This window comes from Pseudomonas sp. A-1, assembly GCF_004801855.1.
Classification (GTDB): Bacteria; Pseudomonadota; Gammaproteobacteria; order Pseudomonadales; family Pseudomonadaceae; genus Geopseudomonas.
In genome coordinates this window covers 53057-79798 of the sequence record NZ_SSTC01000004.1, presented here as the reverse complement: position 1 = coordinate 79798, position 26742 = coordinate 53057, and the positions used below count along the sequence as shown (strand labels likewise).

Sequence of the window (26742 nt, the reverse complement as noted above, 5' to 3'; positions counted from 1 at the left end):
CAAGCGCCCCCGCCACACCGGCCGGGGCGCTTTTTTCATGCCCGCACCTCAGCGCTGGGCCGGCTTCTTCGCCCCGGCGAACCGCTCGATGCGGCGGTGGTCGTGTTCGAAGTTGTCCATCGCCTGCCGCATGTGGCCGGCCATGAAGCGCATCGTCATGTCCAGTCGCTTGGCCAGCGAGCGCAGGGAGCGCAGCTCGTACAGCGGGCCGTCCACTTGGTAGCCGGCCTCGGTGAGCTGCCCCAGCAGCGTCTCGGTGGGCGAGTACTCGCACATCAGCACGTCGCCCGTGGTCACCGTCAGCTCGGCGCTGTTCGGGTTGTCGTGGCGGAACTGGTGCGGGTTGCGCGCCTTCCAGTCCTCGATCGGGAAGTCGATCGCCAGCCGGCCGACCACCTTCGGTGCCTCCGGCTCCAGCAGCTCGCCCTCCAGCACGATGCGCGCCACCAGGCTCACCGCCTCGGTGAACTGCTCCGGGGCGATCTCCTTGTAGCTGCAACCGAACTTCGACTTGAGCGCCGACCAGCACGCCGTCGCCGCCTTGCCGCGGCCGGCCTCGGGCAGCTCCTCGATGCGTGCCGCCACCAGCGCCTTGAGCGCGCCCTGCTGCTCGCCGGACAGCCCGCCCAGCAGCGCCGGTGCCGGGCGGGCGACGGGGCCGAACTGCTCCAGCGCCGCCTCCAGCCACAGACGCAGCGGCTCGGTGCGCTCCGGCCGGCCGTGCAGCAGCGCCAGATCCAGCCCGCGCCGGTCGATCACGTTCAGCACCTGCCGGCCGACCATGCGGGTCGCCTTGTGCTCCGGCCGCAGGTGGCGGGTGATGCGGTACGCGTCGCGCAGGCCCAGCGCGTGGGCCACGTCGGCCGCCACGAACCACAGCTCATCGCCCTCGGGCACGATGCGGAAGGGGCGGTCGTTGTAGGTCAGGCGGATCGGCACCACCGGCTCGGCCGCGGCATCGCCCAGCGCCGCGCGCGGATTCACCGCCTCACCCTGCCGCCAGTAGGCCGCCAGCGCGGCGAAGCATTCGCGCTGGTACTGCACCAGCCGCTCGCGGATCTCCGGGCGCACGCGGGAGGCATCCACGCCGAACAGCCAGCCGTTGAGGTAGTCGAGGGGGAGGCAGGTGGTTTCCTGATCGCCGCCGGCGGAAGGGGTGTCCATGATGGACATACCTTGCGAGAGGACGGGGTGGCGCTTGATGCGCTTGAGCTGAGCTTCCCACTGCAGGCCGATGGCTTCGCAGATGGGCTTCATGGCAACGAGGTGCTCGCCTTCTGGGCCGGTGATGACGGTGAGGGCGCGTCCGTGAAAATCGACTGTTCCGAGCTGGAGGCTGGTCTTCGACATGGTGAATCTCCCGTTTTTGCGTGCTTACCGCCCCCCAAACGCCAATTTGGGAGAGCGGAACCGTGCGGGTTGGCGTACCGGAAACGGGACCGGCGGGCCGTGAGGCCCCCACGCACGGCCCGCCCATAACGGGTGTAGCCATGCTGCGGACACAAAAAAACCGCTGTTCAGCGGTGTCGTGACCGCCCGTTTGTTCCGGGACGCCAATCCCAGGTCGCTGGATTGACAGCGACGGGAGAACCTTAGCGGGGTGAGCGTGGGGAGTCAATCGGTGGCTATGCGATAAGCTGATTGGCGACTTGCCAAGGGCTGATGGTCATGGTGTATAACGTCGCAAAGCCGGTCATGATGATCGCGTGATCCGCGGCATAGACAGGGAGAGTCGAAGTGGCAAGGAATGTTATCCACCAACCCGTCCGGGGTTTTATAAGCCACCTGGTTTCTGTTTATAGGTGGCACTCATAATGCATCATATGATCGGACGCCGCATGAGGAACTCATCGCTTGTGTGGGTTGTGTGTGTGATTGTTTCACTGTTGGTGATCTATAAGCTGATTGGTTATCTATATTTTCTGATGCTCTCCTCGCATTACAAGTCCTATATTCCAGAGTCTTTAGAGGTGGTTGATACGGTTTTTGCTGGCGATCAGGTTGGCGGATATCTAGAAGGATGCGGGATTGGCATATTTAGGCTGTCAGAGGAAGCGGCAGTCAAGGTTTCGAGAGATGGCGTTGCTTTTCTAAATAAGAGCGCAATTAAGCATGGTGGTCGCTCGCGTCGAGAGTATTCAAGTTGGCAAGAAACGCCCTTTGTTTTTAAGGGGGGAGAGCATTTTATATTTAGGCGTTTGTCCAGTGAGGATGCAGGGGGGAATATCTGTGCCAATGTTCCAGAGGGGGTAAAGGAGGAAATATTGATGGCTGCGAAGCAGTCTAAATCTTTCTATTCTCGAATCAGCATACATGATGAGCTAATGGTAATGCCAGCTCTTAGGTTGGTGGTTTTTTCCCATGACAGATAAAGACTGCTGAAAAGCGAGAAAGGTGGATAATGGCACAGCCTTTCCACGTTACTGCAACACAGCGCCTGTCACCCTCAAGGACGATCCATTGACCACATCCCCCTCCAAACTCCTCTTCCTCCCCGGCGCCTTCGGCAACACCGAGTTCTGGCGCCCGGCTGCCGAGCGCATTGCCCACTCGGCGCAGCAGGTCCATATCGGCTGGCCCGGCTTCGGCAGCACGCCGCCCGACCCGAGCGTGACCGGCATGGCCGATCTGGTGGCCCGTGTGTTGCCGACGATAGACTAGGCCACCGCACGAGCGGCCCCGCCCCTCAAGCGTCATGTATCTATGGAGAGACTCATGCCTTTTTCACCGGAAGAACGTAAGGCACTGCTGGGCGTGAAGGGCGTCGGCCCCACGGTCGTGGCCCGCCTTGAACAGATGGGATTCGCGTCCCTTGCTCAGTTGAGCGAGGCGAATGCGCTGGACATCGTTTCCCAGGCCTCGGCTATCGTCGGTTCCACCTGCTGGAAGAACAGCCCGCAAGCGCGTGCGGCCATCCAGGCAGCAATTGCATTGGCAAAGTCGCGCCATGACTGACCGCGTCCTCAAATCAGGCCACCTCATGAAGCGCGTACTCATACTGCTGGAGCTCGTATGCCTGTTCGGCCCTGCTACTGCTATCCTGAGCGTGGGGGCTATTTTTCTGCCTCCAATGCTGTTGGCCACTAGCAGCGCCTCCAGAGACGATTGGCTTCTGGGCACGGCTCTCGTTGTATGTGGCTGTTGGGGCATTGTCTCGGCGGCAAACCTTGCTTTCCATCTGGTCGCGGATCGGCACTGGCCGGGAAAGCCGGTTCAACTGTTCGGGCTTGGGTTGGGGGTGGCTGCCTGCAGCATCAGTTTGTTCCTCGTCGGGGCCAGCTTTGCAGGGGCTGTTTTTGCTGCCCCGATCGTGGCGACCATCCATTTTGTTGTTCTGGCAAAGCGCCGCAGCGCGTAGGGTAGACTGCGGTGCAGCCTTGTCTTCCTTGCTTTAAGCAGTCCATTTCGCCACCGATCAAGGATGATCAATGACCACATCCCCCTCCAAACTCCTCTTCCTCCCCGGCGCCTCCGGCAACACCGAGTTCTGGCGCCCGGCCGCCGAGCGCCTCGCCCACCCGGCGCAGCAGGTCCATATCGGCTGGCCCGGCTTCGGCAGCACGCCACCCGACCCGAGCGTGACCGGCATGGCCGATCTGGTGGCCCGCGTGCTGCCGGAGATCGACCAGCCCACCGCGCTGGTGGCGCAGTCCATGGGCGGCATCGTCGCCGTGTGCACGGCGCTGGAGCGGCCCGAGCAGGTCACCCACTTGGTGCTGACCGTCACCTCGGGCGGGGTGGACATGTTCGCCCTGGGCGCGCAGGACTGGCGCCCGGACTTCGCCGCCGCCAACCCGAACCTGCCGCGCTGGTTCCTCGACGACCGCACCGACCTCACCGCCCGGCTGGCCGAGCTGCACATGCCCGTGCTGCTGCTCTGGGGCGACGCCGACCCGATCAGCCCCGTCCGCGTCGGCCAGCGCCTCGCCGAGCTTCTACCTTGCGCCGAGCTGCACGTCATCCCCGGTGGTGGACACGACCTGGGCTCCACCCATGCGGCCGAGGTGGCGAGGCTGATCGACAGGCATCTTGCGTCCCCCCTTCAAACGCAGTCATCAGGCGTCTCACTGCGAGTAGCGAACCATGGGCATCTCGATGGGGGGCAGGGCTGATGGCGGCATGGAGCTTCAAGCGAGCGCTCAAAGCTGCAGCGATTGCTGTGCTTGCAGTGGTTTTTTCCTTGGTAGTGCTGCTCGGGCTGCTTGTCTGGTGGGGCTCGGCTGGAGTTTTCAGCTCCGAGGATTTCGATCCGGAAAAGTGGCGCGCTCCTACAACGGATGCCATGGACGGAACCTGCTATCGCGGCGGTATGGCCGAGGATGTACGAGGCCGCCTGTTGGTCCCCGGAACTTCCAGGGAGGAAGTCGAGAGGGTGCTGGGCAGGCCTGACTTCAAAGGACCGAGTGAGTACCGCTATGTGCTCGGCATGTGCAGTGGCCTGGGCATTGACTACGACGATCTTCATGTTTTCTTTGACGATGCAGGTGGAGTCACGCATTCATCGATCATCCAGCACTGATTTCGGCGGGCGGTAGGGGGGAACGCTTTGATTGTCCACCTCGCTGTCCCGTCCGCGTCGGCCAGCCCCGTGCCGAGCTGCATTTCTTCACCGGCGGCGGTCACGACCTGGGCTTCACCCATGCTTACGAGGTGGCTGGATTGATCGACCGGCATCTGGTGGCGGAGTAGGGCGCAGGGCCGCCTCAGCTGGATGTGCGAGCAGGGTGCGTGAGGCTACTGGAGCCGGCTCGCTGGTCATGGGGTTGCGGGGTGGCGAGCCCCCAGGAGGAGGGCAAAATGAGTGCTAGAACTCGAAATCCGACCGCTCTAGCATGCGGCTTTCAGGGGTTTCGGCTTCGCTTGGTTCTGGCACGGAAATCGGCTAGAATGCGCGCCGTTCAAGGGTTTTTGGAGCGGATTGCAAATCCGTGTACGCCGGTTCGATTCCGACCTCGGCCTCCACTACAAGAAAAGCCCTGTAGATCATTGATCTACAGGGCTTTTTATTTGCCGGCAAGTTCAGCCGAACTTGCAGCGTAGGCGGGCGACTGTATATAGTCCGCCCCGTGCCGCTGGCGGCACATCGACGCGCTACCGCCCGAATGGCGAAATCGGTAGACGCAGGGGACTTAAAATCCCTCGGCCGCAAGGTCATGCCGGTTCGAGTCCGGCTTCGGGCACCATACAAGTCGTTCTGTCTCTGCAAGGCAGTGCGACAAACCGAGGAACCGGCCCTTGCGGCCGGTTTTTTGTTGTCCGGGCTCGCTGGCTTGAGCCTGGATATCCAGCGGCGATGCCGTCAATGGTCGTCTTTGGTTTTCGCAGTCAGGGGCACGCCCATGAGCAATGGACAACAACCGCGCTGGACCTCGAGTCGGATCAGGGATGGCATCGAGGAAATCCACATCCGCAAGTGGAACTTCTTCATCGACTACATCCAGGAAGCCTTCTCGCCGGGTTGCGGCTGGGTCCATCGTGGGCATCGCAAGGACTACTACAAGCTCGAGTCGACCATCGATCGCAAGATCGCCGACAAGTCCAAGACCGAAGAGCTGCGCCGCCAGCAGCTGGAGCGCTTCAAGATGGCGATCCGTGGCAAGCGTGGCGCCAACCCGCCGCAGTACGAGGAGCCCCTGGAGTGGTGGGCGCTCGGCCAGCACTTCGAGCTGCTGACGCCGTTGCTGGACTGGACGCACTCGCCCTATACCGCGGCTTTCTTCGCCTTCGCCAATACCGGCAAGGACGACACCCGCAAGCGCATCATCGTGTCGCTGAACAAGAACGAGGTCGAGCGCTGTCCGAACCTGGCGAAGACGGTGCGCTTCTATACGCCCAACTCCGACGAGAACGCACGGGTGATCGGCCAGAACGGCCTGTTCTCCTACTCGGAGTCCGGCGAGGAGCTGGAGTCGCTGATCGCCGAGGCGTTCGCCGGCTCGAAGAAGGCGGTACTGAAGAAGGTCTACCTGCCCAACGCCGAGCGGATCAGCGTGCTGCGCGGCCTCGAGCAGATGAACATCAACCATCTGACCCTGTTCCCCGACCTCAGCGGCGCCAGCAACTACGCCAACATGCAGTTCGAGCTCTACTCGCGGGCCGGCGAGGTCGAGGCCGCCGAGCGCCAGGCTGGCTGAACTCCTTCAGCGCCGGTGTACCGACTGTCCCGCGGCGAAGGTCTCGCGCACCGTGCGGTCGTCGCCGAGGATGGTCAGGGCGAACAGGGTTTCCGCGAGGCTGCGCGACTGCGCCAGGCGGTGCTCGAGCAGCGGGGTGGCCTTGAGATCGAGGACCACGAAGTCGGCATCCTTGCCCGGCAGTAGGTTGCCGATGTGCTGATCCAGATAGAGCGCGCGGGCGCCGCCGAGGGTGGCGAGATACAGGGCGCGGAACGGATCGAGCGACTGCCCCTGCAGCTGCAGCACCTTGTAGGCTTCGTCGAGGGTGGCCAGCGCCGAGAAGCTGGTGCCGGCGCCGATGTCCGTGCCCAGGCCGACGCGCACGCCGTGGGCGTCCATCCGCGCCAGGTCGAACAGCCCGCTGCCGAGGAACAGGTTGGAGGTCGGGCAGAAGGCCACCGCCGAGCCGCTTTCGCCCAGGCGCCGGCATTCGGCGTCGCACAGATGGATGGCGTGGGCGAACACCGAGCGCGCGCCGAGCAGGCCGTGGTGGTCGTAGACGTCCAGGTAGCCGCTGCGCTCGGGGAACAGCTCCTTCACCCACGCGATCTCCGCCTGGTTCTCGGCCAGGTGGGTGTGCAGGTAGAGCCCCGGGTACTCGCGTAGCAGGCGGGCGGCCAGATCGAGCTGCTCGGGCGTGCTGGTGGCGGCGAAGCGAGGCGTCACTGCGTAGTGCAGGCGGCCGCGGCCGTGCCAGCGCTCGATCAGCGTCTTGCTCTCGTCGTAGCCGGAGGCGGCGCTGTCGCTCAGCTCCTCAGGGGCGTTGCGGTCCATCAGCACCTTGCCGGCGATCATGCGCAGGCCGAGCCGCTCGGCCTCTGCGAAGAAGGCGTCCACCGACTGCGGGTGCACGGTGCAGAACACCAGCGCGGTGGTGGTGCCGTTGCGCAGCAGCTCCCGGAGAAAGAACGCCGCCTGCTCGCGGGCGTGCGCCGGGTCGGCGAAGCGCGCCTCGGCGGGGAAGGTGTAGGTCTGCAGCCAGTCGAGCAGCTGGGCGCCGTAGGAGCCGATCACCCCGACCTGCGGGAAGTGGATGTGGGTGTCGACGAAGCCGGGGACGATCAGCGCGTCGCGGTATTCGCTGACCGGCACGCCGGCCGGGAGCTGCGGAAGCAGTTCGGCCGCATCGCCGATCTGCGCCACCTTGCCGGCCGCGACGACCAGCAGGCCGTCGGCGAAGTACTGGCAGGCGGCGTCGCCGACCTCGCACGGGTCGGCCAGGCAGTGCAGCAGGGCGGCGCGGTAGGCGTGCATGGTGTGGTCCTTCAGCGGTGGCACTACGCTCATGATGGTGGCCGGGGCGTCGCATGGGAACCCCGTTGCCCGGATTGACGTCAGCGGGGCTGCTGCGTATACAGGCCGCCCCTCAATATCGGGATGCACAGGAGCGATCATGCAGGACGATTTCGACGTGGACGGCTACGAGCCGGAGCACGACCAGTACCTCGACAACGACGAGGAGCCCTCGCCGCTGTTCGCCGACGAAGGCGATTTCGACGATGAGGATGCGGCTGGCGACCGCGACGAGCTGGATCCCGACGACGAGGAAGTGTCGGACGAGGACTACGACAGTCCGCACTGGGACGACCTGTAGGGCGCTCCCGCGCTACACGGGATGCTCCTCGGCCCGCGTCGTCGCCCTGAGTTCACTGCGCGGATCGCCGTTGTAGCTGGCGATGATCTCGCCGGCCACGGCGATGGCGATCTCCATCGGCAGCTTGCCCTGCACCTGGGGCAGGCCGATCGGGCAGCGCAGCCGCGCGAGCGGCCCGGCGGCGATGCCGCGCTCGCGCAGGCGGTGTTCGAAGCGGGCGCGCTTGGTCTGCGAGCCGATCAGGCCGCACCAGGCGAAGTCGCCGCGGCGCAGGATGGCTTCGGTCAGCTGCAGGTCGAGGGCGTGGTCGTGGGTCATGACGATGAAGTGGCTGCCGGGCGGCATGCGCTCGACCTCCTCGAGCGGTTCGTCGTTGACCACCCGTTCGACCCCGGGCGGGATTTCGGCGGGGAACTCGCCCTCGCGCGCGTCGATCCAGCGCAGCTGACAGGGCAGGGCGGCGAGCAGCGGGGCGAGGGCGCGGCCGACGTGGCCGGCGCCGAACAGGGCGATGCGTGCCCGCGGCTGGCCGAGTGGCTCGAACAGCAGCAGGGTGGCGCCGCCGCAGCACTGGCCGAGGCTGGCGCCGAGGCTGAAGCGTTCCAGCTGAGGCGCCTGCGCGCTGCGCTCCAGCATGTCGCGGGCGATCTGCATGGCGCGGTATTCCAGGTGCCCGCCGCCGATGCTGTCCCAGGCGCGCTCGCCGGATACCAGCATCTTCGCTCCGGCGCTGCGCGGGGTGGAGCCGCGCTCCTCGACCACGGTCACCAGCACGCACGGCTCGCCGCGCCGGTGCAGTTCGGCGAGGGCGTCGATCCAGCCGTTCATGGGCGCGCCTCCCTGATTTTCTCGATGGCCCACAGCACCCGCTCCGGCGTGGCCGGGGCGTCCAGCTCGGCGTGCAGACAGTAGTCGGCGAGGCTGGCGATGGCGTCCTTGATCGCGCACCACACCGAGATGCCGAGCATGAACGGCGGCTCGCCGACCGCCTTGGAGTGGAACACGGTGTCCTCGGGGTTGCGGCGGTTCTCCACCAGCTTCACCCGCAGGTCGGCCGGCACGTCGCCGGCGGTGGGGATCTTGTAGGTGGATGGGCCGGCGGTGAGCAGGCGGCCGCGCTCGTCCCACACCAGTTCCTCGCAGGTCAGCCAGCCCATGCTCTGGACGAAGCCGCCTTCCACCTGGCCGATGTCGATGGCCGGGTTCAGCGAGGCGCCGACGTCGTGGAGGATGTCGGCGCGCAGCAGGCGGTGCTCGCCGGTCAGGGTGTCGATGACCACCTCGGCGCAGGCCACGCCGAAGGCGAAGTAGTAGAAGGGGCGGCCGCGCGCCTGCTCGCGGTCGTAGTGGATCTTCGGCGTGCGGTAGAAGCCGGTCGCCGACAGCGACACCTGGCCCATGTGCGCCGCCTTGGCCAGTTCGGCGAAGTCGAGCCACTGCGCGCCGACGCGCACCCGCCCGCCCGCGAACTCGATGGCCTCCTCGGGCTCCTGCCAGTGCCTGGCGGCGAATTCCACCAGGCGCTGGCGGATGGTCAGCGCCGCGGCCTGGGCGGCCTTGCCGTTGAGGTCGGCGCCGCTGGAGGCGGCGGTGGCCGAGGTGTTGGGCACCTTGGCGGTGCTGGTGGCGCTGATCTGGATGCGCCCGATCTCGACCTGGAACACCTCGGCGACCACCTGGGCGACCTTGGTGTTGAGGCCCTGGCCCATCTCGGTGCCGCCGTGGTTGAGGTGGATGCTGCCATCGGTGTAGATGTGGACCAGCGCGCCGGCCTGGTTGAGGAAGCTGTTGGTGAAGCTGATGCCGAACTTCACCGGGGTCAGCGCCAGGCCCTTCTTCAGCACCGGACTCTGCGCGTTGAAGGCGCGGATTTCGGCGCGGCGGCGGGCGTACTCGCAGCTCGCCTCCAGCTCCGCGGTCATTTCATGGAGCACGTTGTGCTCGACGGTCTGGTGGTAGTGGGTGACGTTGCGCGTATCCGTACCATAGTAGTTGCGCTTGCGCACCTCCAGCGGATCGAGGCCGAGCTGGCGGGCGATGCGCTCGATGACCTCCTCGATGACCAGCATGCCCTGCGGGCCGCCGAAGCCGCGGAAGGCGGTGTTGGAGGCATGGTTGCTGCGGCAGCGATGGCCGGTCACCCGGGCGTCGCCCAGGTAGTAGGCGTTGTCGGCGTGGAACATGGCGCGGTCGACGATGGCGCTGGACAGGTCCGGCGAGTAGCCGCAGTCGGCGGCCAGCTCGATGCGCACGCCGTGCAGGCGGCCATCGGCGTCGAAGCCGACCTCGTAGTCGCTGAGGAAGGGGTGGCGCTTGCCGGTCATCAGCATGTCCTCGCGGCGCGGCAGGCGCATCTTGGTCGGCCGCCCGGTGAGGCGGGCGATCACCGCGCACAGGCAGGCCGGGCCGGCGGCCTGGGTCTCCTTGCCGCCGAAGCCGCCGCCCATGCGCCGGGTGTCCACTTCGACCTTGTGCAGCGCCACGCCGAGCACCCGGGCGACCAGTTTCTGGATCTCGCTGGGATTCTGCGTCGAGCTGTGGACCAGCATGCCGCCATCCTCGGTCGGCAGCACGGCGCAGGCCTGGGTTTCCAGGTAGAAGTGCTCCTGGCCGCCGCTGCGCAGGCGCCCCGCGAGGCGATGGTGCGCATTGGCCAGCGCCGCCTCCACGTCGCCGCGCTGCTGGACGTGGCTGGGCGCGACGAACTGCTGACGGCGCAGGGCCTCCTCGATATCCAGCAGCGGCTCCAGATCCTCGTAGTCGATCAGCGCCAGGGCGGCGGCCGCGCGCGCCGCGTCCAGGCTGTCGGCGGCCACCGCCAGCACCGGCTGGCCGACGTACTGGACCACGCCGTCGGCCAGCAGCGGATCGCCCGGCAGCACCGGGCCGATGTCCAGCGCGCCCGGCACGTCGGCGCTGGTGATGACGCAGGCCACGCCGGGGATGCCGTAGCAGGGGGCGGTGTCGATGCCGAGGATGCGCGCGTGCGGCCGGTCGGAGAGGAGCGCGTAGACGTGCAGCTGGTTGGGGAACTCCAGGCGGTCGTCGACGTACTGCGCCGCGCCGCTGACGTGGCGGGCGGCGCTCTCGTGGGGCACCGGCTGGCCGACGCCGCTGTGCAGGGCGGAGCGGAACTCGGCTTGCGGGTCGAAGGTGCGAGGGTCAGACATGGTCGGTCACCCGGGTCGGCAGGTCGGGCTGGCTGGTCTCGATCCAGGCCTTGCGCAGCAGGTTCTGCGCCACGCGCAGGCGGTAGGCGCGGCTGGCACGCAGGTCGTCGAGCGGATCGAAGTCCTGCTCCAGCGCGCTGGCGGCGCGCTTCACGGCCGTCTCGCTCCACGGATGGCCGAGCAGCGCCTGCTCGCATTGGCTCGCCCGCTTGGGGATCGCCGCCATACCGCCGCAGGCGATGCGCGCCTCGCGCACCAGGCCGTCGTCGATCTGCAGGTGGACGGCGGCGCACACCGCGGAGATGTCGTCGTCGTGACGCTTGGAAACCTTGAATGCGCGGAACAGCTGGCCCGGCTGCGGGCGCGGCACCAGGATGCGCTCGATGAACTCGCCGGGCTGCAGCGCGGTGACCCGGTAGTCGAGGAAGAAGTCCTCCAGGGGGAGCATCCGCCGCCGCTGGCCCTGGCGCAGCAGCAGGCTGGCGCCGAGGGCGATCAGCAGCGGCGCGCCATCGCCGATCGGCGAGGCGTTGCCGAGATTGCCGCCGAGGGTGGCCTGGTTGCGGATCTGCGTCGAGGCGAAGCGGCCGAGCAGGGCGCCGAAGTCCGGATAGTCGGCGGCCAGCAGCGGCGCGCAGTCGGTAAGCGGCACTGTTGCGCCGATATCGAGGGCGGCCTCGTCGACGACGATGGTCTTCAGCTCCTCGACCTGGCCGAGGTGGATGGTGAGCGGCAAGCGGCGGTGCTGCTGGGTGATCTCCAGCACCAGGTCGGTGCCGCCGGCCAGCAGGCGCGCCTCGGGGTTGGCCGCATACAGCGCGGCCAGTTCGTCGAGATCGCGCGGCAGCCGGCAGCGCGCGCCGTCGCCCTCCAGTTCGGGCGTATCCTGCGCGCCGATGGCCGCCAGTTGGGCGAGGATGTCCGCCTCGTGGGCGCTGAACTGGTCCGCGCCGCCCTGGCCCAAGGCCTGCTCGGCGGCGGCCAGGATCGGCCGGTAGCCGGTGCAGCGGCACAGGTTGCCGGCCAGCGCCGCGCAGGCCGCTTCGCGCTCGAAGCCGGCGGCGTTCTTGTACTGGGCGAACAGCGACATGACGATGCCGGGGGTGCAGAAACCGCACTGCGAGGCGTGGCAGTCGACCATCGCCCGCTGCACCGGGTGCAGGTGCTCGCCCTGCTGCAGGTCCTCGACGGTCAGCAGCTGCCTGCCGTGCAGGCTGGAAAGCAGGGTGATGCAGGCGTTGATCGCCCGGTAGCGCAGGCGTTCGAAGCCGGTGTCGTCCACCACCCGCTCGCCGATCACCACGCTGCAGGCGCCGCAGTCGCCCGAGGCGCAGCCTTCCTTGCTGCCGGTGCGCCGGCGCTGTTCGCGCAGCCAGCGCAGCACGGTGAGATTCGGGTCGAGCCGCTCGATGCGGCACGGCTCGCGGTTGAGCAGGAACTGAATCAAGAACGCCTCCCCAGGCTCTTGTCGTGTCCGGACGGGAGCGTCCCGACGGGAATAGGCCTTTTCCCTACTTTCGCTCGAATAACGCCGCCTGTCAGGTATCTGCTGCAGCGAGATGCTGGCCGGGGCGATGGGCGTGAGCGTGACGGGGCGAGTCGCCTGTAACAGATTCGTTACGCGGCGAGCTGTGGGAGGCTGATTCGGCGCAGCTTCCCGGATCTGTAAGGAAAAGCTGCCACTTTGCCCGGCTGGCGCCGCCTCCGTGGCCGCAGACGGCTCTTGTCCGCGCCGCGCACACAGGGTGATATGCGCCCATCGCCGCGTGCGGCAGAACAACAACAAGTGGAGGCGCCATGAACGCTCTCACCCCGATCCGGCATTCCCCCCGCGTCGCGAATGTGACCCCAGCGGCCAGTCGCGCATCCCCTATGGCGCCGAGCGTGCCTCGCCCTCCACGGCCTTGTGCCTGAGCGGAGGTGCAGTCCGATCCATCCCGATCCTCGATACCTAAGGTGTATCCGCCTTGCCAATGCCGCCACACCACAAGCGTGGCGGGTGATTTCTCGTCACGATAAAAACAAGCAGGTGACGCATGTCCCGTGAAAAACCGAAGAACCTCTGGCAATCCCGCTGGGGCTTCATCCTCGCTGCAACCGGCTCGGCCGTAGGCCTGGGCAACATCTGGAAATTCCCCTACATCACCGGCGAATACGGCGGTGGCGCCTTCGTGCTGATGTACCTGGCGTGCATCCTCGCCATCGGCATCCCGGTGATGATGACCGAGATCGCCCTCGGCCGCCGTGGTCGCGGCAGTCCCATCGACGCCATCGCCCGCGTGGCCCGCGAGAACGGCAGCCATCCGCTGTGGAAGGCGGTCGGCGGCATGGCCATGCTCTGCGGCTTCATGATCCTCTGCTTCTACGTGGTGGTGGCCGGCTGGGCCTTCGCCTACACGTGGAAGATGGTCGACGGCTCCCTGGCCGCCACCAGCGTCGATGCGCTGGCCGGCGTGTTCGAGGCGCACAACGCCAATCCCTGGCAGCTGGGCGGCTGGAGCATCGTGGTGTCCCTGCTGACCATCTGGATCGTCGGCAAGGGCGTGCAGGCCGGCGTCGAGAAGGCCTTCCGCTGGATGATGCCGGGCCTGGCGGTGATGCTGCTGGTGCTGGTCGGCTACTCCTGGACCAGCGGCAGCTTCAGCCAGGGCTTCGACTTCCTGTTCACCTTCGACGCCTCGAAGATCACCGGCGAAGCACTGCTGGCCGCCCTCGGCCACGCCTTCTTCACCCTCAGCCTGGCTTCCGGCGCGATCCTGACCTACGGCTCCTACCTGCCGGACGGCCAGTCCATCACCCGCACCTCCATCGTCGTCGCCATCGCCGACACCTGCGTGGCGCTGCTCGCCGGCCTGGCGATCTTCCCGGTGATCTTCGCCAACGGCATGAGCCCGAGCGCCGGTCCCGGCCTGATCTTCATGAGCCTGCCGCTGGCCTTCCAGCAGATGCCGCTGGGCACCGTGTTCGGCGTGCTGTTCTTCGCCATGGTCTCGGTCGCCGCGCTGACCTCGGCCATCTCGATGATCGAGGCGGTGGTCGCCTACCTCAACGAGAAGCACGGCATCAGCCGCGGTCGCGCCGCCATCGGCTCGGGCGTGGTGCTGCTGGTGATCAGCCTGCTGGCCATGCTGTCGTTCAACGTCGGCGCCGAGTGGAAGCTGTTCGGCACCACCCTGTTCGACGGTCTGGACTACGTGACCTCGCGCTGGATGATGCCCCTGGGCGGCATCCTGATGGTGATCCTCGCCGGCTACTGCCTGCGCAGCGACATCATGCGCGACGAGCTGCAGCTGCCCAATGCCGGCTACGCCCTGTGGCTGTTCATGGTGCGCTACGTCAGCCCGGTGATGATCGTCATGGTGTTCCTGCACGCCCTCGGCTGGCTGGGCTTCGACCCGCTGGAGCGCTGGTACTGGATCGCCGGCGCCATCGGTGCCCTGGCCGTGCTCGGCGAGGCGTTCGTGCCGCGCGTGCGCCTGGAGCTCGCCGCGCGCTGAGCCTGCGCCCCTTCGTGGTAACCCCGGAACCCGGCCTCGTGCCGGGTTCTGTCATTTCCGGGGCGCCGCTATACTGCGCGCCCCTTGCGCCGGTCGTGGCAAAACGACCGCGCTCGACCATGCTTGTAGCCGGCAGGCGCAGGCAACCCGTTCACCCGACGTGAATCACTCCGGCGCGTCGGCCCACGAGGCCGTTGCGGCGCCGATCTCCATCCTGAGGGACGCCAGACCATGGACACCCACCCGCATTCGGGCGAGCTGCAGCGCAGCCTGAAAAACCGCCACATCCAGCTGATCGCCCTGGGCGGCGCCATCGGCACCGGCCTGTTCCTCGGCTCGGCCGGGGTCCTGCAGACCGCCGGGCCGTCGATGATCCTCGGCTACGCCATCGCCGGCTTCATCGCCTTCCTGATCATGCGCCAGCTCGGCGAGATGATCGTCGAGGAGCCGGTGGCCGGCTCGTTCAGTCACTTCGCCCACAAGTACTGGGGCGGCTACGCCGGCTTCCTCTCCGGCTGGAACTACTGGGTGCTGTACATCCTGGTGGGCATGGCCGAACTGACCGCGGTGGGCAAGTACATCCAGTTCTGGTGGCCGGAGGTGCCGACCTGGGCCACGGCGGCGGCGTTCTTCGTGCTGATCAACGCGATCAACCTGACCAACGTGAAGATGTTCGGCGAGGCCGAGTTCTGGTTCGCCATCATCAAGGTGGTGGCGATCATCGGCATGATCGTCCTCGGCCTGTACCTGCTGCTGAGCGGTGCCGGCGGCGAGCAGGCCGCGGTCAGCAACCTGTGGGCGCACGGCGGCTTCTTCCCCAACGGCGTCGGCGGCCTGGTGATGGCGCTGGCCTTCATCATGTTCTCCTTCGGCGGCCTGGAGCTGGTCGGCATCACCGCCGCCGAGGCGGCCGAGCCGCGCAAGGTGATCCCCAAGGCGATCAACCAGGTGGTCTACCGCATCCTGATCTTCTACGTCGGCGCGCTGACCGTGCTGCTCTGCCTGTATCCCTGGGATGCGCTGCTGCAGACCCTCAGCGCCGCCGGCGATCCCTACAGCAGCAGTCCGTTCGTGAAGATCTTCGCGCTGATCGGCAGCGATGCGGCGGCGAACATCCTCAACTTCGTGGTGCTGACCGCGGCGCTGTCGGTGTACAACAGCGGCGTCTACTGCAACAGCCGGATGCTCTACGGCCTGGCCGAGCAGGGCGATGCCCCGCGGGTGTTCATGAGCCTGAACAGGCGCGGCGTGCCGGTGCTGGCCATCGCCGTGTCGGCGCTGATCACCCTGCTGTGCGTGCTGGTCAACTACCTGCTGCCCAAGGGCGCGCTGGAGATCCTGATGTCGCTGGTGGTGGCGGCGCTGGTGATCAACTGGGCGATGATCAGCTTCTCGCACCTCAAGTTCCGTGCCAGCAAGGTGCGCGAAGGCGTGCAGCCGGGCTTCCCGGCGTTCTGGTATCCGTTCGCCAACTACCTGTGCCTGGCCTTCGTGCTGCTGATCCTGGGGGTGATGCTGCAGATCCCGGGGATCAACCTGTCGGTCTACGCCATCCCGGTGTGGCTGCTGCTGATCTGGGGCGGCTATCGCCTGAAGCTGGCGCTGGCGCGCCGCTGAGGGGGAGGGTAAACAGAAACGGGGCGCCTGTGGGCGCCCCGTTTCGTTACGAGAGGCAGAACCTGTTCACGATCTCGCGAGCTAGAGCCAGGCAAGGCCTAGGCGGCCCCGCGAAATCGGTTGAGGAAGCGGAGTTTGCTGGGTGCAAATGAGCATTCCGAGACCGAGTTCAATGCAGCATGGCCGACGCGCAGCAGATCGTGGGCAGGTTCTCAGCAGACGCGGGCGATGGCCGCGGCCAGCTCGCCCAGGCGCTGCTCGTCGAGGCCGGCGACGTTGGCGCGGCCGCTGCCGACCATGTACACGCTGGACTCCTCGCGCAGGCGGCGCACCTGCTCGGGGCTGAGGCCGGTGTAGGAGAACATGCCGCGCTGCACGGCGATGTGGGCGAAGCGCTCGGCCAGGCCGAACGGCTGCAGGGCCTCGACCAGGCCGTGGCGCAGGCGCAGCACGCGCTCGCGCATGGCGTCCAGCTCGGTCTGCCACTGCAGCGACAGCACCGGGTCGCCGAGGATCGCGGCGACCACCGCGGCGCCGTGGGCCGGCGGGGTCGACCACAGGTTGCGGGCCAGCGAGGCCAGCTGGCTGCGCACGTCGAGCAGCTTGTCGTGACCGGCGGCGCAGACGATCAGCGCGCCGGTGCGCTCGCGGTACAGGCCGAAGTTCTTCGAGCAGGAGCTGGTGATCAAGAGTTCCGGCAACTCGGCGGCGAACAGGCGCACCGCCCAGGCGTCCTCCTCCAGGCCGTCGCCGAAGCCCTGGTAGGCGAAGTCGATCAGCGGCAGCAGCTCGCGGCGGCGCACCACGTCGAGCACCCGGTACCAGTCGTCGCGCGACAGGTCGAAGCCGGTGGGGTTGTGGCAGCAGGCGTGCAGCAGCACCACGTCGCCGCTCGGCACCTGCTCCAGGGCCGCCAGCATCCCTTCGACGTCGAGGCGGTTGTCGGCGCCGACGTAGGGATAGTGGTGCACCGCCAGGCCGGCCTCGGCGAAGATGGTTTCGTGGATCGGCCAGGTCGGGTCGCTCAGCCAGATCCCGCGCCCCGGCAGGCAGTGGAAGAGGAAGTCCGCGGTCAGGCGCAGGGCGCCGGTGCCGCCCGGGGTCTGGGTGGTGCCGGCGCGTTGACCACCGCGTTGACCGGCCAGCAGCGGAGAGTCCTGGCCGAGCACCAGGCGCAGCAGCAGCTCGCCGAACTCGGCGTCGCCGTGGCCGCTGGTGTAGCCCTTGGTGGTCTCGCTGGACAGCAGGCGCTGCTCGGCCAGCTTGACCGCCGCCATGATCGGCGTGCGGCCCTGGGCGTCCTTGTACACGCCGACGCCGAGGTCGAGCTTGGCCGGGCTGGGATCGGCGCGGAAGGCCTCCATCAGGCCGAGGATCGGATCACCGGGCACGCGGGCGACGGACTGGAAGTGACTCATGGATGTTCCTCTGCAGTGGGCCGGCGGTGCGGCCTCTTCTTGGCGTTGTCGGCGCCATGGATACCGCAAGGAGCGGGCATGCGCAGCCGGGGCCGGGGCAGGCGCCGGGCGTGACAGTGGTGTATCTGTAATTTCGTCGTTACGAATCGCCGCCGATGTCCCGCCGGCAGCGGCCTGCGGGGGCTTTCATCCGTCCGGATTGTCACATATTCTTGACGCAAGAATGCGCCGCCAGGCGCTCCCCGTCCCGACAACAAGCACAACCCGGGCTTTCCCATGCGTCTCAAGGTTCACTGCCAGAACCGCGTAGGCATCCTGCGCGACATCCTCGACCTGCTGGTCGACTACGGCGTCAACGTCGCCCGCGGCGAGGTGGGCGGCGAGCAGGGCAACGCCATCTACCTGCTCTGTCCCAACCTGATCAACCTGCAGTTCCAGTCCCTGCGCCCCAAGCTCGAGGCCATTCCCGGGGTGTTCGGCATCCAGCGGGTCGGCCTGATGCCCAGCGAGCGGCGCAACCTGGAACTCAATGCGCTGCTCGGCGCCCTCGAGTTCCCGGTGCTGTCGGTGGACATGGCCGGGCAGATCGTCGCCGCCAACCGCGCCGCCGCCCAGTTGCTCGGCGTGCGCGTCGACGAGGTGCCGGGCATCGCCCTGGCGCGCTACGCCGAGGACTTCGACCTGCCGGCGCTGGTGCGCGCCAACAAGGCGCGGATCAACGGCCTGCGGGTCAAGGTCAGGGGCGACGTGTTCCTCGCCGACATCGCCCCGCTGCAGGCCGAGGGCGAGGACAGCGAGGCGCTGGCCGGTGCGGTGCTGACCCTGCAGCGCGCCGACCGCATCGGCGAGCACATCTACAACGTGCGCCGCCAGGAGCTGCGCGGCTTCGACAGCATCTTCCAGAGTTCCAGGGTGCTCGCCGCGGTGGTGCGCGAGGCGCGGCGCATGGCGCCGCTGGACGCGCCGCTGTTGATCGAGGGCGAGACCGGCACCGGCAAGGAGCTGCTGGCGCGCGCCTGCCACCTGGCCAGCCCGCGCGGCAAGGCGCCGTTCATGGCGCTCAACTGCGCCGGCCTGCCCGAGTCGATGGCCGAGACCGAGCTGTTCGGCTACGGCCCGGGCGCCTTCGAGGGCGCCCGCCCCGAGGGCAAGCTGGGCCTGCTGGAGCTGACCGCCGGCGGCACCCTGTTCCTCGACGGCGTCGGCGAGATGAGCCCGCGCCTGCAGGGCAAGCTGCTGCGCTTCCTGCAGGACGGCGGCTTCCGCCGGGTCGGCAGCGACGAGGAGGTCTACCTGGACGTGCGGGTGATCTGCTCGACCCAGCAGGATCTCTCGGCGCTGTGCGCGCGCGGCGAGTTCCGCAGCGACCTCTACCACCGCCTCAACGTGCTGTCGCTGCTCATCCCGCCGCTGCGCGAGTGCCTGGACGGCCTCGATGCGCTGGCCGCGCACTTCATCGACCAGGCCAGCCGGCAGATCGGCTGCCCGCTGCCGCAGCTCGCCCCGCGCGCGCTGGAGCGCCTGCGCCACTACCACTGGCCGGGCAACGTGCGCCAGCTGGAGAACGTGCTGTTCCAGGCGGTGTCGCTGTCCGACGGCAAGCTGATCAAGCCCGAGCACATCCGCCTGCCCGACTACGACGCGCCGCAGCCGCTGGGCGCCTTCAGCCTGGACGGCGGCCTCGACGACATCGTCGGGCGCTTCGAGAAGGCCGTGCTGGAAAGCCTGTACCGCGACCATCCGAGCAGCCGCCAGCTCGGCAAGCGCCTCGGCGTGTCGCACACCACCATCGCCAACAAGCTGCGCCAGTACGGCATAGGTGCGGATAAGAGCTGAGCCTGGCCCTTGCAGGTCGCCGGCGCTGGGCTAGCTTGAGTCGAGGCCGGTCGAGTTGGGGGAAAGCCATGAAGACGCTGTTCCTGGTGCGTCACGCCAAGTCGAGCTGGGACGACCCCAGCCTGGCGGGCCACGAACGTCCGCTGGCCGAGCGCGGCTGGCGCGACCTGGCGAAGATGGCCCGGCGCCTGGCCAGGCACGAGGTGCTGCCCGACCTGATCCTTTCCAGCCCCGCGCTGCGCGCGCGGACCACGGCCGAGGCCATGGCCAGGGCGCTCGGCTATCGGCGCGGCGACATCCGCCTGGAGGAGCAGCTGTATGCCTGCCCGGCCGACGATCTGCTCGCCGTGATCCACGGACTCGACGACGGCTGCAAGCGGGTGATGCTGGTCGGCCATAACCCCGAGCTGGCCGAACTGGCCCGGCGCCTGGCCGAAGAGATCGCCCGGCTGCCGACCTGTGCCGTCGCCGAACTGCGCTTCGATACCGATACATGGCTGGACGTCGGCCACTGGAAGCTGGCGAAGGTGCGGCTCGACTACCCGAAGAAGGGCAGGGAATAGGGGCTCAGGGCTTGCCGGCCGGTGCCGGCGATGGCGCTGCCGGCCTGGCGGGAGCCGTGCTGGCGCGCAGCGCCTGCGCCACCTTGCGCTGCATCTCGTAGCCCGGCGCCTCGACGGCGTCGTAGTCGCGGGTATAGCGCCGGGCGAACTCGGCCACGCCCCATTGCAGGTACTGCTCGACGTGCTTGAGCTCGTGCGCCCAGAGCGCGACGTTGTCCTGGGCGTCCTTCGCGCTGCGGAACACGATGATGTCGATCAGGGTCACCGCTTCCACGTCGGGGTTCTGCAGCATGGTGTTGGCCGCGTTGAACTCGGTGTCGTCGCCGACCTTGTAGCGGGCGATCTCCAGCACCTGCATGTCGAAGTAGGGTTCCAGCTGGGCGCGGATGTGCAGCGGGATCGGCTGCACGTTGCCGGCGGCCGCGGTGTTGCGCGACTCCACCAGCCAGGTTTCCAGCCCCGCGGCGGCCATCTGGCCGACGCCGTCGTAGAGCTCGCCCATGTCCTCCTTGCTGCCGGGAGCGCAGAAGCAGGTCAGCACGCAGAGCTCGTGTTGCCCGGCCGGGCATGCCAGCCCGGCAGAGGCGCTGCCGGCTGTCAGGAGCAGGGTGGGGATGAGCAGGTGGCGCAGGAGGACGGCAGGCAAGGGACACTCTCGAGGATGGTCGCGGTCGGCGGCGTGGCTTTGGCCAGCGCTGCGCCCATTGTGCTACGAGCGGTTTGACCGTGGCGACGCAGGTTGGTTGCGGCCGCATGTCCGCAGGACAGGTGCTGGCGGCTACGGACGTGTCACCGTCAGCGTGAACCAGACGTCCTGCACGGTCTTCTCCTCGGTGATCAGGCTGATGCAGTAGTCGCCGGGCTCGACGGGCAGGGACCACTGCGTGCCGAAGCCCAGCCGCACGAAGCGCTTGCCGGTGCTGTCGCCCGCGCAGCTGACATCGATGCTCACCGCGGCGAAGCGCACGGGCGGCCGGATCTCGGACAGGGCGATGTCGAGCATGCCGGCACGCTGAACGGGAATGTTGATGTTGTAGCCGATCACCCCGAAGCCGCGTGTGCCGGGAAAGCACCAGGGGATCGAGCGTGCGCGCGGTGCATCGGCGGCAAACAGCACCAGCCCGTGTGCGCTTGGATAGGAGGTTCTCAGCCGCTCGCACGCCGAGGACGGGTCGATGACCTGCACGGGCTGCTGGACGCTGCACGAGGCTGCGCCAAGCAGCAGGGCGAGCAACGTCAGGCGGGGGAGCGTGGTCAGCGGTGTCATCGGCGTGCCTCATGTCCGTTGGCGCCAGGCCAAGTATGGCCAGACAGCGGGAAGCTTTCCCGGGAAGCAAAAAAAACCGCCCGTACCTTGCGGTACGGGCGGCAAACCGGGCACCGCCGACAAAGAATGTGCCCGGACCACTTTGCCTCAAGCGGGATTCTGTTCGGCCCTCGCCGGCTGGATGTGCACCACCTGCACCGGCATCGCCTCGACCGCCGTCGCTTTGGGAGCCTGCGGCTTGGCGTAGCGCTGCGGGGCGAAGGCGTGCAGCAGCTGCGCCTCGCGAGCCCTGACGCGCTCGACGCTGGCCAGCTTGACGTGGCCGTAGCCGCGGATCTCCTCGGCCAGCGCGGCGATGCGCACGGCGGCGTCGAGGTTGTCCTGGCTCAGCTGCGGCAGCAGCTCGCGGATGCGCGCGGCGTACTCCTCGATCAGCCGGCGCTCCATGCGCCGCTCCTCGGTCTTGCCGAACAGGTCCAGCGCGCTGCCGCGCAGGCCCTTGGCCTTGGCCAGCAGCGGGAAGACCTTGGCAAGCCACGGACCGATAGTGATCTTGCGGGCGCGGCCGTCCGCGCCCGGGCGCGACAGCAGCGGCGGGGCCATGTGGAACTCCAGGCGGAAGTCGCCCTCGAACTGCGCTTCCAGCTGCTGGCGAAACGCCGGGTCGCTGTACAGGCGGGCCACCTCGTACTCGTCCTTGTAGGCCATCAGCTTGGCGTAGCCGCGCGCCACCGCCGGGCTCAGGCGCAGCTTGGCGTCCTTGCCGAGCAGGGCGCGTTCGGCGCTCGCCACTTCGTCGACCAGCGCGCGGAAGCGGCGGGCGTAGGCGGCGTTCTGGTAGTCGGTGAGCAGCAGCACGCGGTGGGCGACCAGCTCGTCGAAGTCCTCGATCAGGCGGAACTCCTCCACCTCGGCGCTGCGGCTGAGCAGCTGGCGCAGGCCCTGCGGGTTGGCGCGGGCGAGACGGCCGAGGCCGAAGGCGGCCAGGTTCATCGGCACGGCGACGCCGTTCAGCTCGATGGCGCGCTGCAGCGACTCCAGGCTCAGCGGGATCAGCCCGGCCTGCCAGGCGTAGCCCATCAGCAGGATGTTGGCGCCGATGCTGTCGCCCAGGGCGCGCTGGGCCAGGCTCTGTGCGTCGCACAGCTCCAGGCCGGCTGCGCCGACGGCGTGGCGGATCTTCTCCAGTAGCCCTTCGGTCTGCAGGTTGGCGTCCGGGTTCTGCACGAACTCGGCGGTGGGCAGCACGTGGCGGTTGGCGATCACCTTGGTGCGGCCGTGCTTGACGCTCTGCAGGGCATCGCTGGAGGCGGCCACCACCAGGTCGCAGGCGAGCAGGGCGTCGGCCTGCTGGGTGTCGATGCGCACCTGGTTGAGGCGCTCCGGCACGTCGGCCAGGCGCACGAAGGACAGCACGGCGCCGCCCTTCTGGGCGAAGCCCATGAAGTCGAGCACGCTGGCCGACTTGAATTCGAGGTGGGCGGCCATGCTGATCAGCGCGCCGACGGTGACCACGCCGGTGCCGCCGACGCCGGTGACCAAGAGGTCGTAGGGCGCGTTCCAGACGTGGGCCGCCGGGCGCGGCAGGTTGTTCAGCAGTTCGGCCAGGGCGCGCTGGCCGGCCTCGCCCTGCAGGGCGCCGACGCCCTTGCGCACGCGGCCGCCCTTGACCGAGACGAAGCTCGGGCAGAAGCCGTTGACGCAGGAGTAGTCCTTGTTGCACGACGACTGGTCGAGCTGGCGCTTGCGGCCCAGCTCGGTTTCCAGCGGCACCAGCGACAGGCAGTTGGAGGCCACGCCGCAGTCGCCGCAGCCTTCGCAGACCGCCTGGTTGATGAACAGGCGGCGGTCCGGGTCGGGGAATTCGCCCTTCTTGCGGCGGCGGCGCTTCTCGGCGGCGCAGGTCTGCTCGTAGATCAGCACGGTGACGCCGGAGGTCTCGCGCAGCTCGCGCTGCACCTTGTCGAGATCCTCGCGCGGGTGGAAGGCCGTGCTGGCCGGGAAACGGTCGCGCTGGCTGTCGTACTTGGCGATGTCGTCGCTGAGCACCACCACCTTGCGCGCACCCTCGGCAGTGACCTGCTGGGCGATGGCGTCGACGGTGATGGTGCCGTCCACCGGCTGGCCGCCGGTCATGGCCACCGCGTCGTTGAACAGGATCTTGTAGGTGATGTTGGCCTTGGCGGCGATCGACTGGCGGATCGCCAGGTAGCCGGAGTGGTAGTAGGTGCCGTCGCCGAGGTTCTGGAACACGTGCGGCACCTGGGTGAAGCGCGAGTGCGCGGCCCAGTCGACACCTTCGCCGCCCATCTGGATCAGGCCGCTGGTTTCGCGGTCCATCCAGTTGGCCATGAAGTGGCAGCCGATGCCGGCCAGCGCGCGCGAGCCTTCCGGCACCTTGGTCGAGCTGTTGTGCGGGCAGCCGGAGCAGAAGTACGGCGAGCGGCGCACGGCGTCGGCCAGGTTGCTCAGCTGCGACGGCGCGGTGAAGTCGCGAACCAGGTGGCGGCGGTCGAGGCCGGTGGTCTGCCGCGCCAGCCAGTCGGCCAGCACCGGCATGATGCGCGACGGGCGCAGTTCGCCGAGCGCGGAGAGCAGCGGCTTGCCGGCGGCATCCTGCTTGCCGAGCAGGCGCGGGCGCAGCTCGCTCGGCTGGTTGTAGAGCAGCTCGCGCAGCTGGCGCTCGATCACCGGCGCCTTCTCCTCGATCACCAGCACCTCTTCCAGACCCTTGACGAAGTCCAGCGCGCGGTTCGGCTCGATGGGGAAGGACAGGCCGATCTTGTAGACGCGGATGCCGGCGCGAGCCAGGTCGTCGAGGCCGATGTCGAGGCGGCGCAGGCACTCGAGGAAGTCGAGGTGCGCCTTGCCGCAGGTGACGATGCCGAAGCGCGCCTGCTCGCAGGCGACGATGGTCTTGTCGATGCTGTTGGCCTTGGCGAAGGCGCGCACCGCGTCGAGCTTGTCGGCCTGGCGGGCTTCGAGCTGCAGCGAGGGCAGGTCCGGCCAGCGATAGTGCAGGCCGCCGGCCGGCGGGGTGTAGTCCACCGGAGCGTCGAAGCGGGTCTGGATGCGGTCCAGGTCGACGGTCGAGCCGCTTTCCACCACCTCGGACAGCGCGGTGAAGCCGACCCAGGCGCCGGAGAAGCGCGACAGCGCCCAGCCGTACAGGCCGAACTCCAGGTATTCGGCGATGGTCGCCGGGGAAACGGTCGGCACGCTCCAGGCCTGGAAGGCCAGGTCGCTCTGGTGCGGCATGGAGGAGGACACGCAGCCGTGGTCGTCGCCGGCGACGATCAGCACGCCGCCGTTGGGCGAGGAGCCGTAGGCGTGGCCGTGCTTGAGGGCATCGCCGGCGCGGTCGACGCCCGGACCCTTGCCGTACCAGTAGGCGAACACGCCGTCGACGGTGCGCGCGGGATCGGACTCGACCTGCTGGGTGCCGAGCACCGCGGTGCCGCCCAGTTCTTCGTTGATCGCGGGGAGGAATTCGATCTGGTTGTCGGCCAGCAGGCGCTTGGCCTTCCACAGCGCCTGGTCGACCATGCCCAGCGGCGAGCCGCGGTAGCCGCTGATGAAGCCGGCGCTGTTGAGGCCGCGCGCGCGGTCGAGGGCGCGCTGCATCAGCGGCAGACGGACCAGGGCCTGGGTGCCGGTGAGGAAGATCTGGCCGCTGGTGGCTTCGAGGCTGTCGCTCAGGCGGTAGTCGCTGCGCAGCTGCACGGTGCTGGCGCGCTCGGTCGCATGGGTCATTGTTGTTGTCCTGCGAGGGTGTTGTTCTGTGGCGAATAGTGTTCCCCAGCGCAGGCGGTTTTTTGTTTCTCTTTTTCCCTGCATGGCGGTAGATTCGAGAAAAAATGAATCGCCATATCGGCAAAAGGAGAATACCATGCTCGACAAGTTCGCCCGCCAGCTGCTCCGCGAGTTGCAGCGCGATGCCCGGCAGACCATGCAGCAGCTCGCCGAGCGGGTCGGCCTGTCGACCACGCCCTGCTGGCGGCGCATCAAGGAACTGGAGGAGGAGGGGGTGATCCGCCGCTACACGGTGCTGGTGGATCGCGAGAAGGTCGGCCTGCAGAACTGCGTGTTCGCCGAGGTGGCGCTGAGCCGCCACGCCGGCGACGTCACTGCCGAGTTCGAGGCGGCGGTGGCCGCCACCCCGGAGATCGTCGCCTGCTACGCCACCACCGGCAAGGCCGACTACCTGATCAAGGTGGTCACCAGCGACATCAAGGCCTACGACGAGGTACTGCAGCAGCGCATCTTCCGCCTGCCCGGGGTGGCCAGCGTGCACACCAGCGTGGTGCTGCGCGAGGTGAAGGACGAGGTGAGCCTGCCGCTGTGAGGTGCAGGTGGCTGTGGCCGGATCGGTGCGCGGCGCGTGCTACCACAGCCGATACGAGGCGTCCTCGTTCCCCTCTTCGGCTTGCGGCTGCGGAGGTTGCGCCTCCCGCTCGGGCGCGGCCAGCGCTGGCGGCTCCTCATCCCGCAGCGGCTGCATGGCGCGCTCGGCGAGGCTGCTCTCGATCTGTCCGGAGATGTGGTTGACCCCGGCCAGCACACCGGTCTCGGGGTTGTGCAGCAGATCGAGCCATTCCTCGTCGAAGGTGGCGTGCAGGTTCTGGCGCAGCTGGTTCTCCATTTCCGGACGCTGTTTTTCGCGCAGCATGGCGGTGAAGCCCGTCGTGCCCAGGGAAATCAGCATGCCTGCCACCCGTCCGACCGCTGCCGAGATGGCGCCTGCGACACTCCGGGTGGTGAGTTCGGTCACCAGCGTTTCACTGGTTTGCCGCGCCACGGAGGATATGCCGGCATCGGTCGTCCAGTCGCCGGAGCGTCCGGGCGTGCTGTGCAGGCGAGCGACCAGGGCCGCATAGGCCGGCTGGCCGTCGATGGGTTCGGCGCGGGCAAGCTGGTAGAGCGACGCGTTGTGGGCGGGGGGCGGTGCCAGCGCGATGGCGGGAATCTCCTGGAGGTGGCCGTCGAACTGGTCCAGGGGAACGCCGTAGCGTGGCGGCATGCCCTGCAGGTGTTCGCGGAGCAGGCGGATGTAGAGTTGCACCGTCTGTCCCGTGATCCAGTCGGGGTTGATCTCCCGGGCGACGGGGGCCAGCACGCGGTCGTGGTATTGCTCCTGCAGATAGGCAGCCAGACGCTCGACCGTCGGGTCCCTTTCTCCCCCGGCGTTCAGCTTGTACCAGGTCACCTTCATGGACAGCCATTGGCGGGTCCAGTAGCCGGAAAACCAGGGAATGAACGCTTCGTCGGTGCGCTGGTAGATGCGCTCCCGCCAGCGCTGCATGACGTCGCGGGCGTAATCCGAGGACTGCGCCCGGGCGTCCAGCGACGCGGCAGCAATGTCGCCGTCGATCTGCATCCAGGTGCTTTGCGGAACCACCACCGCAGGCGGGGGAGGGGGTGGCGGCTCGCGAGTGGCGCAGCCGCTCAGCGCCGTCAGCAGGACGACGATCAGGGCGCACAGCAGCGGGGTCGCCGGGGCCATGAACCGACTCGCCGGCGCCTGCCCGCTCGTCAGCGGAGTTCTCGCAACCGGGTTCGCAGGGCTGTTCATGCACGAACTGCCTGCTCCGCAGACCACAAGGG

At 67.9% G+C, this 26742-nt stretch carries 23 protein-coding genes and 1 tRNA gene; 14 read left to right on the top strand and 10 right to left on the bottom strand.

Annotation, left to right across the window (positions count from 1 at the left end; translation table 11 throughout):
* Positions 1 to 48: 48 nt before the first annotated feature.
* Positions 49 to 1350: a phage antirepressor N-terminal domain-containing protein gene (locus tag E5198_RS21425; RefSeq protein WP_168772456.1), complete on the bottom strand. Its 1302-nt coding sequence runs from the start codon at positions 1348 to 1350 to the stop codon at positions 49 to 51.
* Positions 1351 to 1814: 464 nt separating this feature from the next.
* Here E5198_RS21425 and E5198_RS02010 point away from each other — a divergent pair, with 464 nt between their 5' ends.
* From E5198_RS02010 to E5198_RS01970, 8 genes are all read left to right on the top strand, one after another.
* Positions 1815 to 2372 carry a hypothetical protein gene (locus E5198_RS02010; RefSeq protein WP_136488341.1) on the top strand — a complete coding sequence of 186 codons (558 nt, stop codon included), beginning with the start codon at positions 1815 to 1817 and terminating at the stop codon, positions 2370 to 2372.
* A gap of 88 nt (positions 2373 to 2460) precedes the next feature.
* A complete protein-coding gene (locus E5198_RS02005) occupies positions 2461 to 2661 on the top strand; it encodes an alpha/beta fold hydrolase (protein ID WP_256658932.1) in 201 nt (66 codons plus the stop codon).
* Between the two features lie 54 nt (positions 2662 to 2715).
* Entirely contained in the window at positions 2716 to 2955 is a 240-nt protein-coding gene (locus tag E5198_RS02000; protein WP_136488340.1) for a helix-hairpin-helix domain-containing protein, read from the top strand.
* Positions 2948 to 3358, top strand: a complete 411-nt coding sequence (locus E5198_RS01995) for a hypothetical protein (protein WP_136488339.1) — start codon at positions 2948 to 2950, stop codon at positions 3356 to 3358. The genes E5198_RS02000 and E5198_RS01995 overlap by 8 nt, the downstream gene beginning before the upstream one ends.
* Positions 3359 to 3428: 70 nt before the next feature.
* On the top strand, positions 3429 to 4112 hold the full coding sequence (locus tag E5198_RS01990) for an alpha/beta fold hydrolase (RefSeq protein ID WP_136488338.1): 684 nt from the start codon (positions 3429 to 3431) through the stop codon (positions 4110 to 4112).
* Positions 4112 to 4519, top strand: coding sequence for an outer membrane protein assembly factor BamE (locus E5198_RS01985; RefSeq protein WP_136488337.1), 408 nt, complete (start codon positions 4112 to 4114; stop codon positions 4517 to 4519). The genes E5198_RS01990 and E5198_RS01985 overlap by 1 nt, the downstream gene beginning before the upstream one ends.
* Before the next feature lie 577 nt (positions 4520 to 5096).
* Positions 5097 to 5183 (top strand) — tRNA-Leu (locus tag E5198_RS01975).
* Positions 5184 to 5339: 156 nt separating this feature from the next.
* Complete coding sequence (locus tag E5198_RS01970; protein WP_168772455.1) at positions 5340 to 6134, top strand: FRG domain-containing protein; 795 nt, start codon at positions 5340 to 5342, stop codon at positions 6132 to 6134.
* A 6-nt stretch (positions 6135 to 6140) separates the two neighbouring features.
* On the opposite strand, the gene guaD is transcribed toward E5198_RS01970, so the two are convergent.
* The gene (gene guaD, locus E5198_RS01965; protein ID WP_136488360.1) at positions 6141 to 7430 is read right to left on the bottom strand and encodes a guanine deaminase; all 1290 of its coding nucleotides are present in this window, start codon (positions 7428 to 7430) and stop codon (positions 6141 to 6143) included.
* A 139-nt stretch (positions 7431 to 7569) separates the two neighbouring features.
* Between guaD and E5198_RS01960 the strand changes: the two genes are divergently transcribed.
* Positions 7570 to 7770: a hypothetical protein gene (locus tag E5198_RS01960; RefSeq protein ID WP_136488335.1), complete on the top strand. Its 201-nt coding sequence runs from the start codon at positions 7570 to 7572 to the stop codon at positions 7768 to 7770.
* Between the two features lie 12 nt (positions 7771 to 7782).
* Here the strand turns inward: E5198_RS01960 and xdhC are convergent, their stop codons facing one another.
* Genes xdhC through xdhA form a run of 3 tightly spaced genes read right to left on the bottom strand, consistent with a single transcriptional unit; the run spans position 7783 to position 12387 of the window.
* Positions 7783 to 8598: a xanthine dehydrogenase accessory protein XdhC gene (xdhC, locus tag E5198_RS01955; RefSeq protein WP_136488334.1), complete on the bottom strand. Its 816-nt coding sequence runs from the start codon at positions 8596 to 8598 to the stop codon at positions 7783 to 7785.
* Complete coding sequence (xdhB, locus tag E5198_RS01950; protein WP_136488333.1) at positions 8595 to 10940, bottom strand: xanthine dehydrogenase molybdopterin binding subunit; 2346 nt, start codon at positions 10938 to 10940, stop codon at positions 8595 to 8597. The genes xdhC and xdhB overlap by 4 nt, the downstream gene beginning before the upstream one ends.
* Positions 10933 to 12387, bottom strand: a complete 1455-nt coding sequence (xdhA, locus tag E5198_RS01945; RefSeq protein WP_136488332.1) for a xanthine dehydrogenase small subunit — start codon at positions 12385 to 12387, stop codon at positions 10933 to 10935. Before xdhA ends, xdhB begins: the two co-directional genes overlap by 8 nt.
* A 589-nt stretch (positions 12388 to 12976) precedes the next feature.
* On the opposite strand from xdhA, the gene E5198_RS01940 reads away from it, so the two are divergent.
* Positions 12977 to 14437, top strand: a complete 1461-nt coding sequence (locus E5198_RS01940) for a sodium-dependent transporter (protein WP_136488331.1) — start codon at positions 12977 to 12979, stop codon at positions 14435 to 14437.
* 231 nt (positions 14438 to 14668) lie between these two features.
* Positions 14669 to 16054, top strand: a complete 1386-nt coding sequence (locus E5198_RS01935; RefSeq protein WP_136488330.1) for an amino acid permease — start codon at positions 14669 to 14671, stop codon at positions 16052 to 16054.
* Positions 16055 to 16266: 212 nt separating this feature from the next.
* On the opposite strand, the gene E5198_RS01930 is transcribed toward E5198_RS01935, so the two are convergent.
* On the bottom strand, positions 16267 to 17472 hold the full coding sequence (locus E5198_RS01930) for an amino acid aminotransferase (RefSeq protein WP_136488329.1): 1206 nt from the start codon (positions 17470 to 17472) through the stop codon (positions 16267 to 16269).
* A 276-nt stretch (positions 17473 to 17748) separates the two neighbouring features.
* On the opposite strand from E5198_RS01930, the gene E5198_RS01925 reads away from it, so the two are divergent.
* A complete protein-coding gene (locus E5198_RS01925) occupies positions 17749 to 19308 on the top strand; it encodes a sigma-54-dependent transcriptional regulator (protein WP_136488328.1) in 1560 nt (519 codons plus the stop codon).
* 68 nt (positions 19309 to 19376) lie between these two features.
* A complete protein-coding gene (locus E5198_RS01920) occupies positions 19377 to 19871 on the top strand; it encodes a histidine phosphatase family protein (protein WP_136488327.1) in 495 nt (164 codons plus the stop codon).
* Between the two features lie 4 nt (positions 19872 to 19875).
* Here E5198_RS01920 and E5198_RS01915 read toward each other — a convergent pair whose 3' ends face one another.
* From E5198_RS01915 to E5198_RS01905, 3 genes are all read right to left on the bottom strand, one after another.
* On the bottom strand, positions 19876 to 20517 hold the full coding sequence (locus E5198_RS01915; RefSeq protein ID WP_372239856.1) for a DUF4157 domain-containing protein: 642 nt from the start codon (positions 20515 to 20517) through the stop codon (positions 19876 to 19878).
* A gap of 132 nt (positions 20518 to 20649) precedes the next feature.
* Positions 20650 to 21138 (bottom strand): hypothetical protein, encoded by a 489-nt coding sequence (locus E5198_RS01910; protein WP_136488326.1) that lies wholly within the window; start codon positions 21136 to 21138, stop codon positions 20650 to 20652.
* Positions 21139 to 21285: 147 nt separating this feature from the next.
* Entirely contained in the window at positions 21286 to 24891 is a 3606-nt protein-coding gene (locus E5198_RS01905) for an indolepyruvate ferredoxin oxidoreductase family protein (protein WP_136488325.1), read from the bottom strand.
* 136 nt (positions 24892 to 25027) lie between these two features.
* Here E5198_RS01905 and E5198_RS01900 point away from each other — a divergent pair, with 136 nt between their 5' ends.
* Entirely contained in the window at positions 25028 to 25483 is a 456-nt protein-coding gene (locus tag E5198_RS01900; RefSeq protein ID WP_136488324.1) for an Lrp/AsnC family transcriptional regulator, read from the top strand.
* 39 nt (positions 25484 to 25522) lie between these two features.
* Here the strand turns inward: E5198_RS01900 and E5198_RS01895 are convergent, their stop codons facing one another.
* Positions 25523 to 26641 (bottom strand): hypothetical protein, encoded by a 1119-nt coding sequence (locus E5198_RS01895; RefSeq protein WP_178084034.1) that lies wholly within the window; start codon positions 26639 to 26641, stop codon positions 25523 to 25525.
* Positions 26642 to 26742: the final 101 nt, after the last annotated feature.

Bases quoted from the DNA above. Each gene is read 5' to 3' on its own strand.
- E5198_RS21425 (WP_168772456.1), bottom strand. From the start codon at position 1,350: ATGTCGAAGACCAGCCTCCAGCTCGGAACAGTCGATTTTCACGGACGC.
- E5198_RS02010 (WP_136488341.1), top strand. From the start codon at position 1,815: ATGCATCATATGATCGGACGCCGCATGAGGAACTCATCGCTTGTGTGG.
- E5198_RS02000 (WP_136488340.1), top strand. From the start codon at position 2,716: ATGCCTTTTTCACCGGAAGAACGTAAGGCACTGCTGGGCGTGAAGGGC.
- E5198_RS01995 (WP_136488339.1), top strand. From the start codon at position 2,948: ATGACTGACCGCGTCCTCAAATCAGGCCACCTCATGAAGCGCGTACTC.
- E5198_RS01990 (WP_136488338.1), top strand. From the start codon at position 3,429: ATGACCACATCCCCCTCCAAACTCCTCTTCCTCCCCGGCGCCTCCGGC.
- E5198_RS01985 (WP_136488337.1), top strand. From the start codon at position 4,112: ATGGCGGCATGGAGCTTCAAGCGAGCGCTCAAAGCTGCAGCGATTGCT.
- E5198_RS01970 (WP_168772455.1), top strand. From the start codon at position 5,340: ATGAGCAATGGACAACAACCGCGCTGGACCTCGAGTCGGATCAGGGAT.
- guaD (WP_136488360.1), bottom strand. From the start codon at position 7,430: ATGCACGCCTACCGCGCCGCCCTGCTGCACTGCCTGGCCGACCCGTGC.
- E5198_RS01960 (WP_136488335.1), top strand. From the start codon at position 7,570: ATGCAGGACGATTTCGACGTGGACGGCTACGAGCCGGAGCACGACCAG.
- xdhC (WP_136488334.1), bottom strand. From the start codon at position 8,598: ATGAACGGCTGGATCGACGCCCTCGCCGAACTGCACCGGCGCGGCGAG.
- xdhB (WP_136488333.1), bottom strand. From the start codon at position 10,940: ATGTCTGACCCTCGCACCTTCGACCCGCAAGCCGAGTTCCGCTCCGCC.
- E5198_RS01940 (WP_136488331.1), top strand. From the start codon at position 12,977: ATGTCCCGTGAAAAACCGAAGAACCTCTGGCAATCCCGCTGGGGCTTC.
- E5198_RS01935 (WP_136488330.1), top strand. From the start codon at position 14,669: ATGGACACCCACCCGCATTCGGGCGAGCTGCAGCGCAGCCTGAAAAAC.
- E5198_RS01930 (WP_136488329.1), bottom strand. From the start codon at position 17,472: ATGAGTCACTTCCAGTCCGTCGCCCGCGTGCCCGGTGATCCGATCCTC.
- E5198_RS01925 (WP_136488328.1), top strand. From the start codon at position 17,749: ATGCGTCTCAAGGTTCACTGCCAGAACCGCGTAGGCATCCTGCGCGAC.
- E5198_RS01920 (WP_136488327.1), top strand. From the start codon at position 19,377: ATGAAGACGCTGTTCCTGGTGCGTCACGCCAAGTCGAGCTGGGACGAC.
- E5198_RS01910 (WP_136488326.1), bottom strand. From the start codon at position 21,138: ATGACACCGCTGACCACGCTCCCCCGCCTGACGTTGCTCGCCCTGCTG.
- E5198_RS01905 (WP_136488325.1), bottom strand. From the start codon at position 24,891: ATGACCCATGCGACCGAGCGCGCCAGCACCGTGCAGCTGCGCAGCGAC.
- E5198_RS01900 (WP_136488324.1), top strand. From the start codon at position 25,028: ATGCTCGACAAGTTCGCCCGCCAGCTGCTCCGCGAGTTGCAGCGCGAT.
- E5198_RS01895 (WP_178084034.1), bottom strand. From the start codon at position 26,641: ATGGCCCCGGCGACCCCGCTGCTGTGCGCCCTGATCGTCGTCCTGCTG.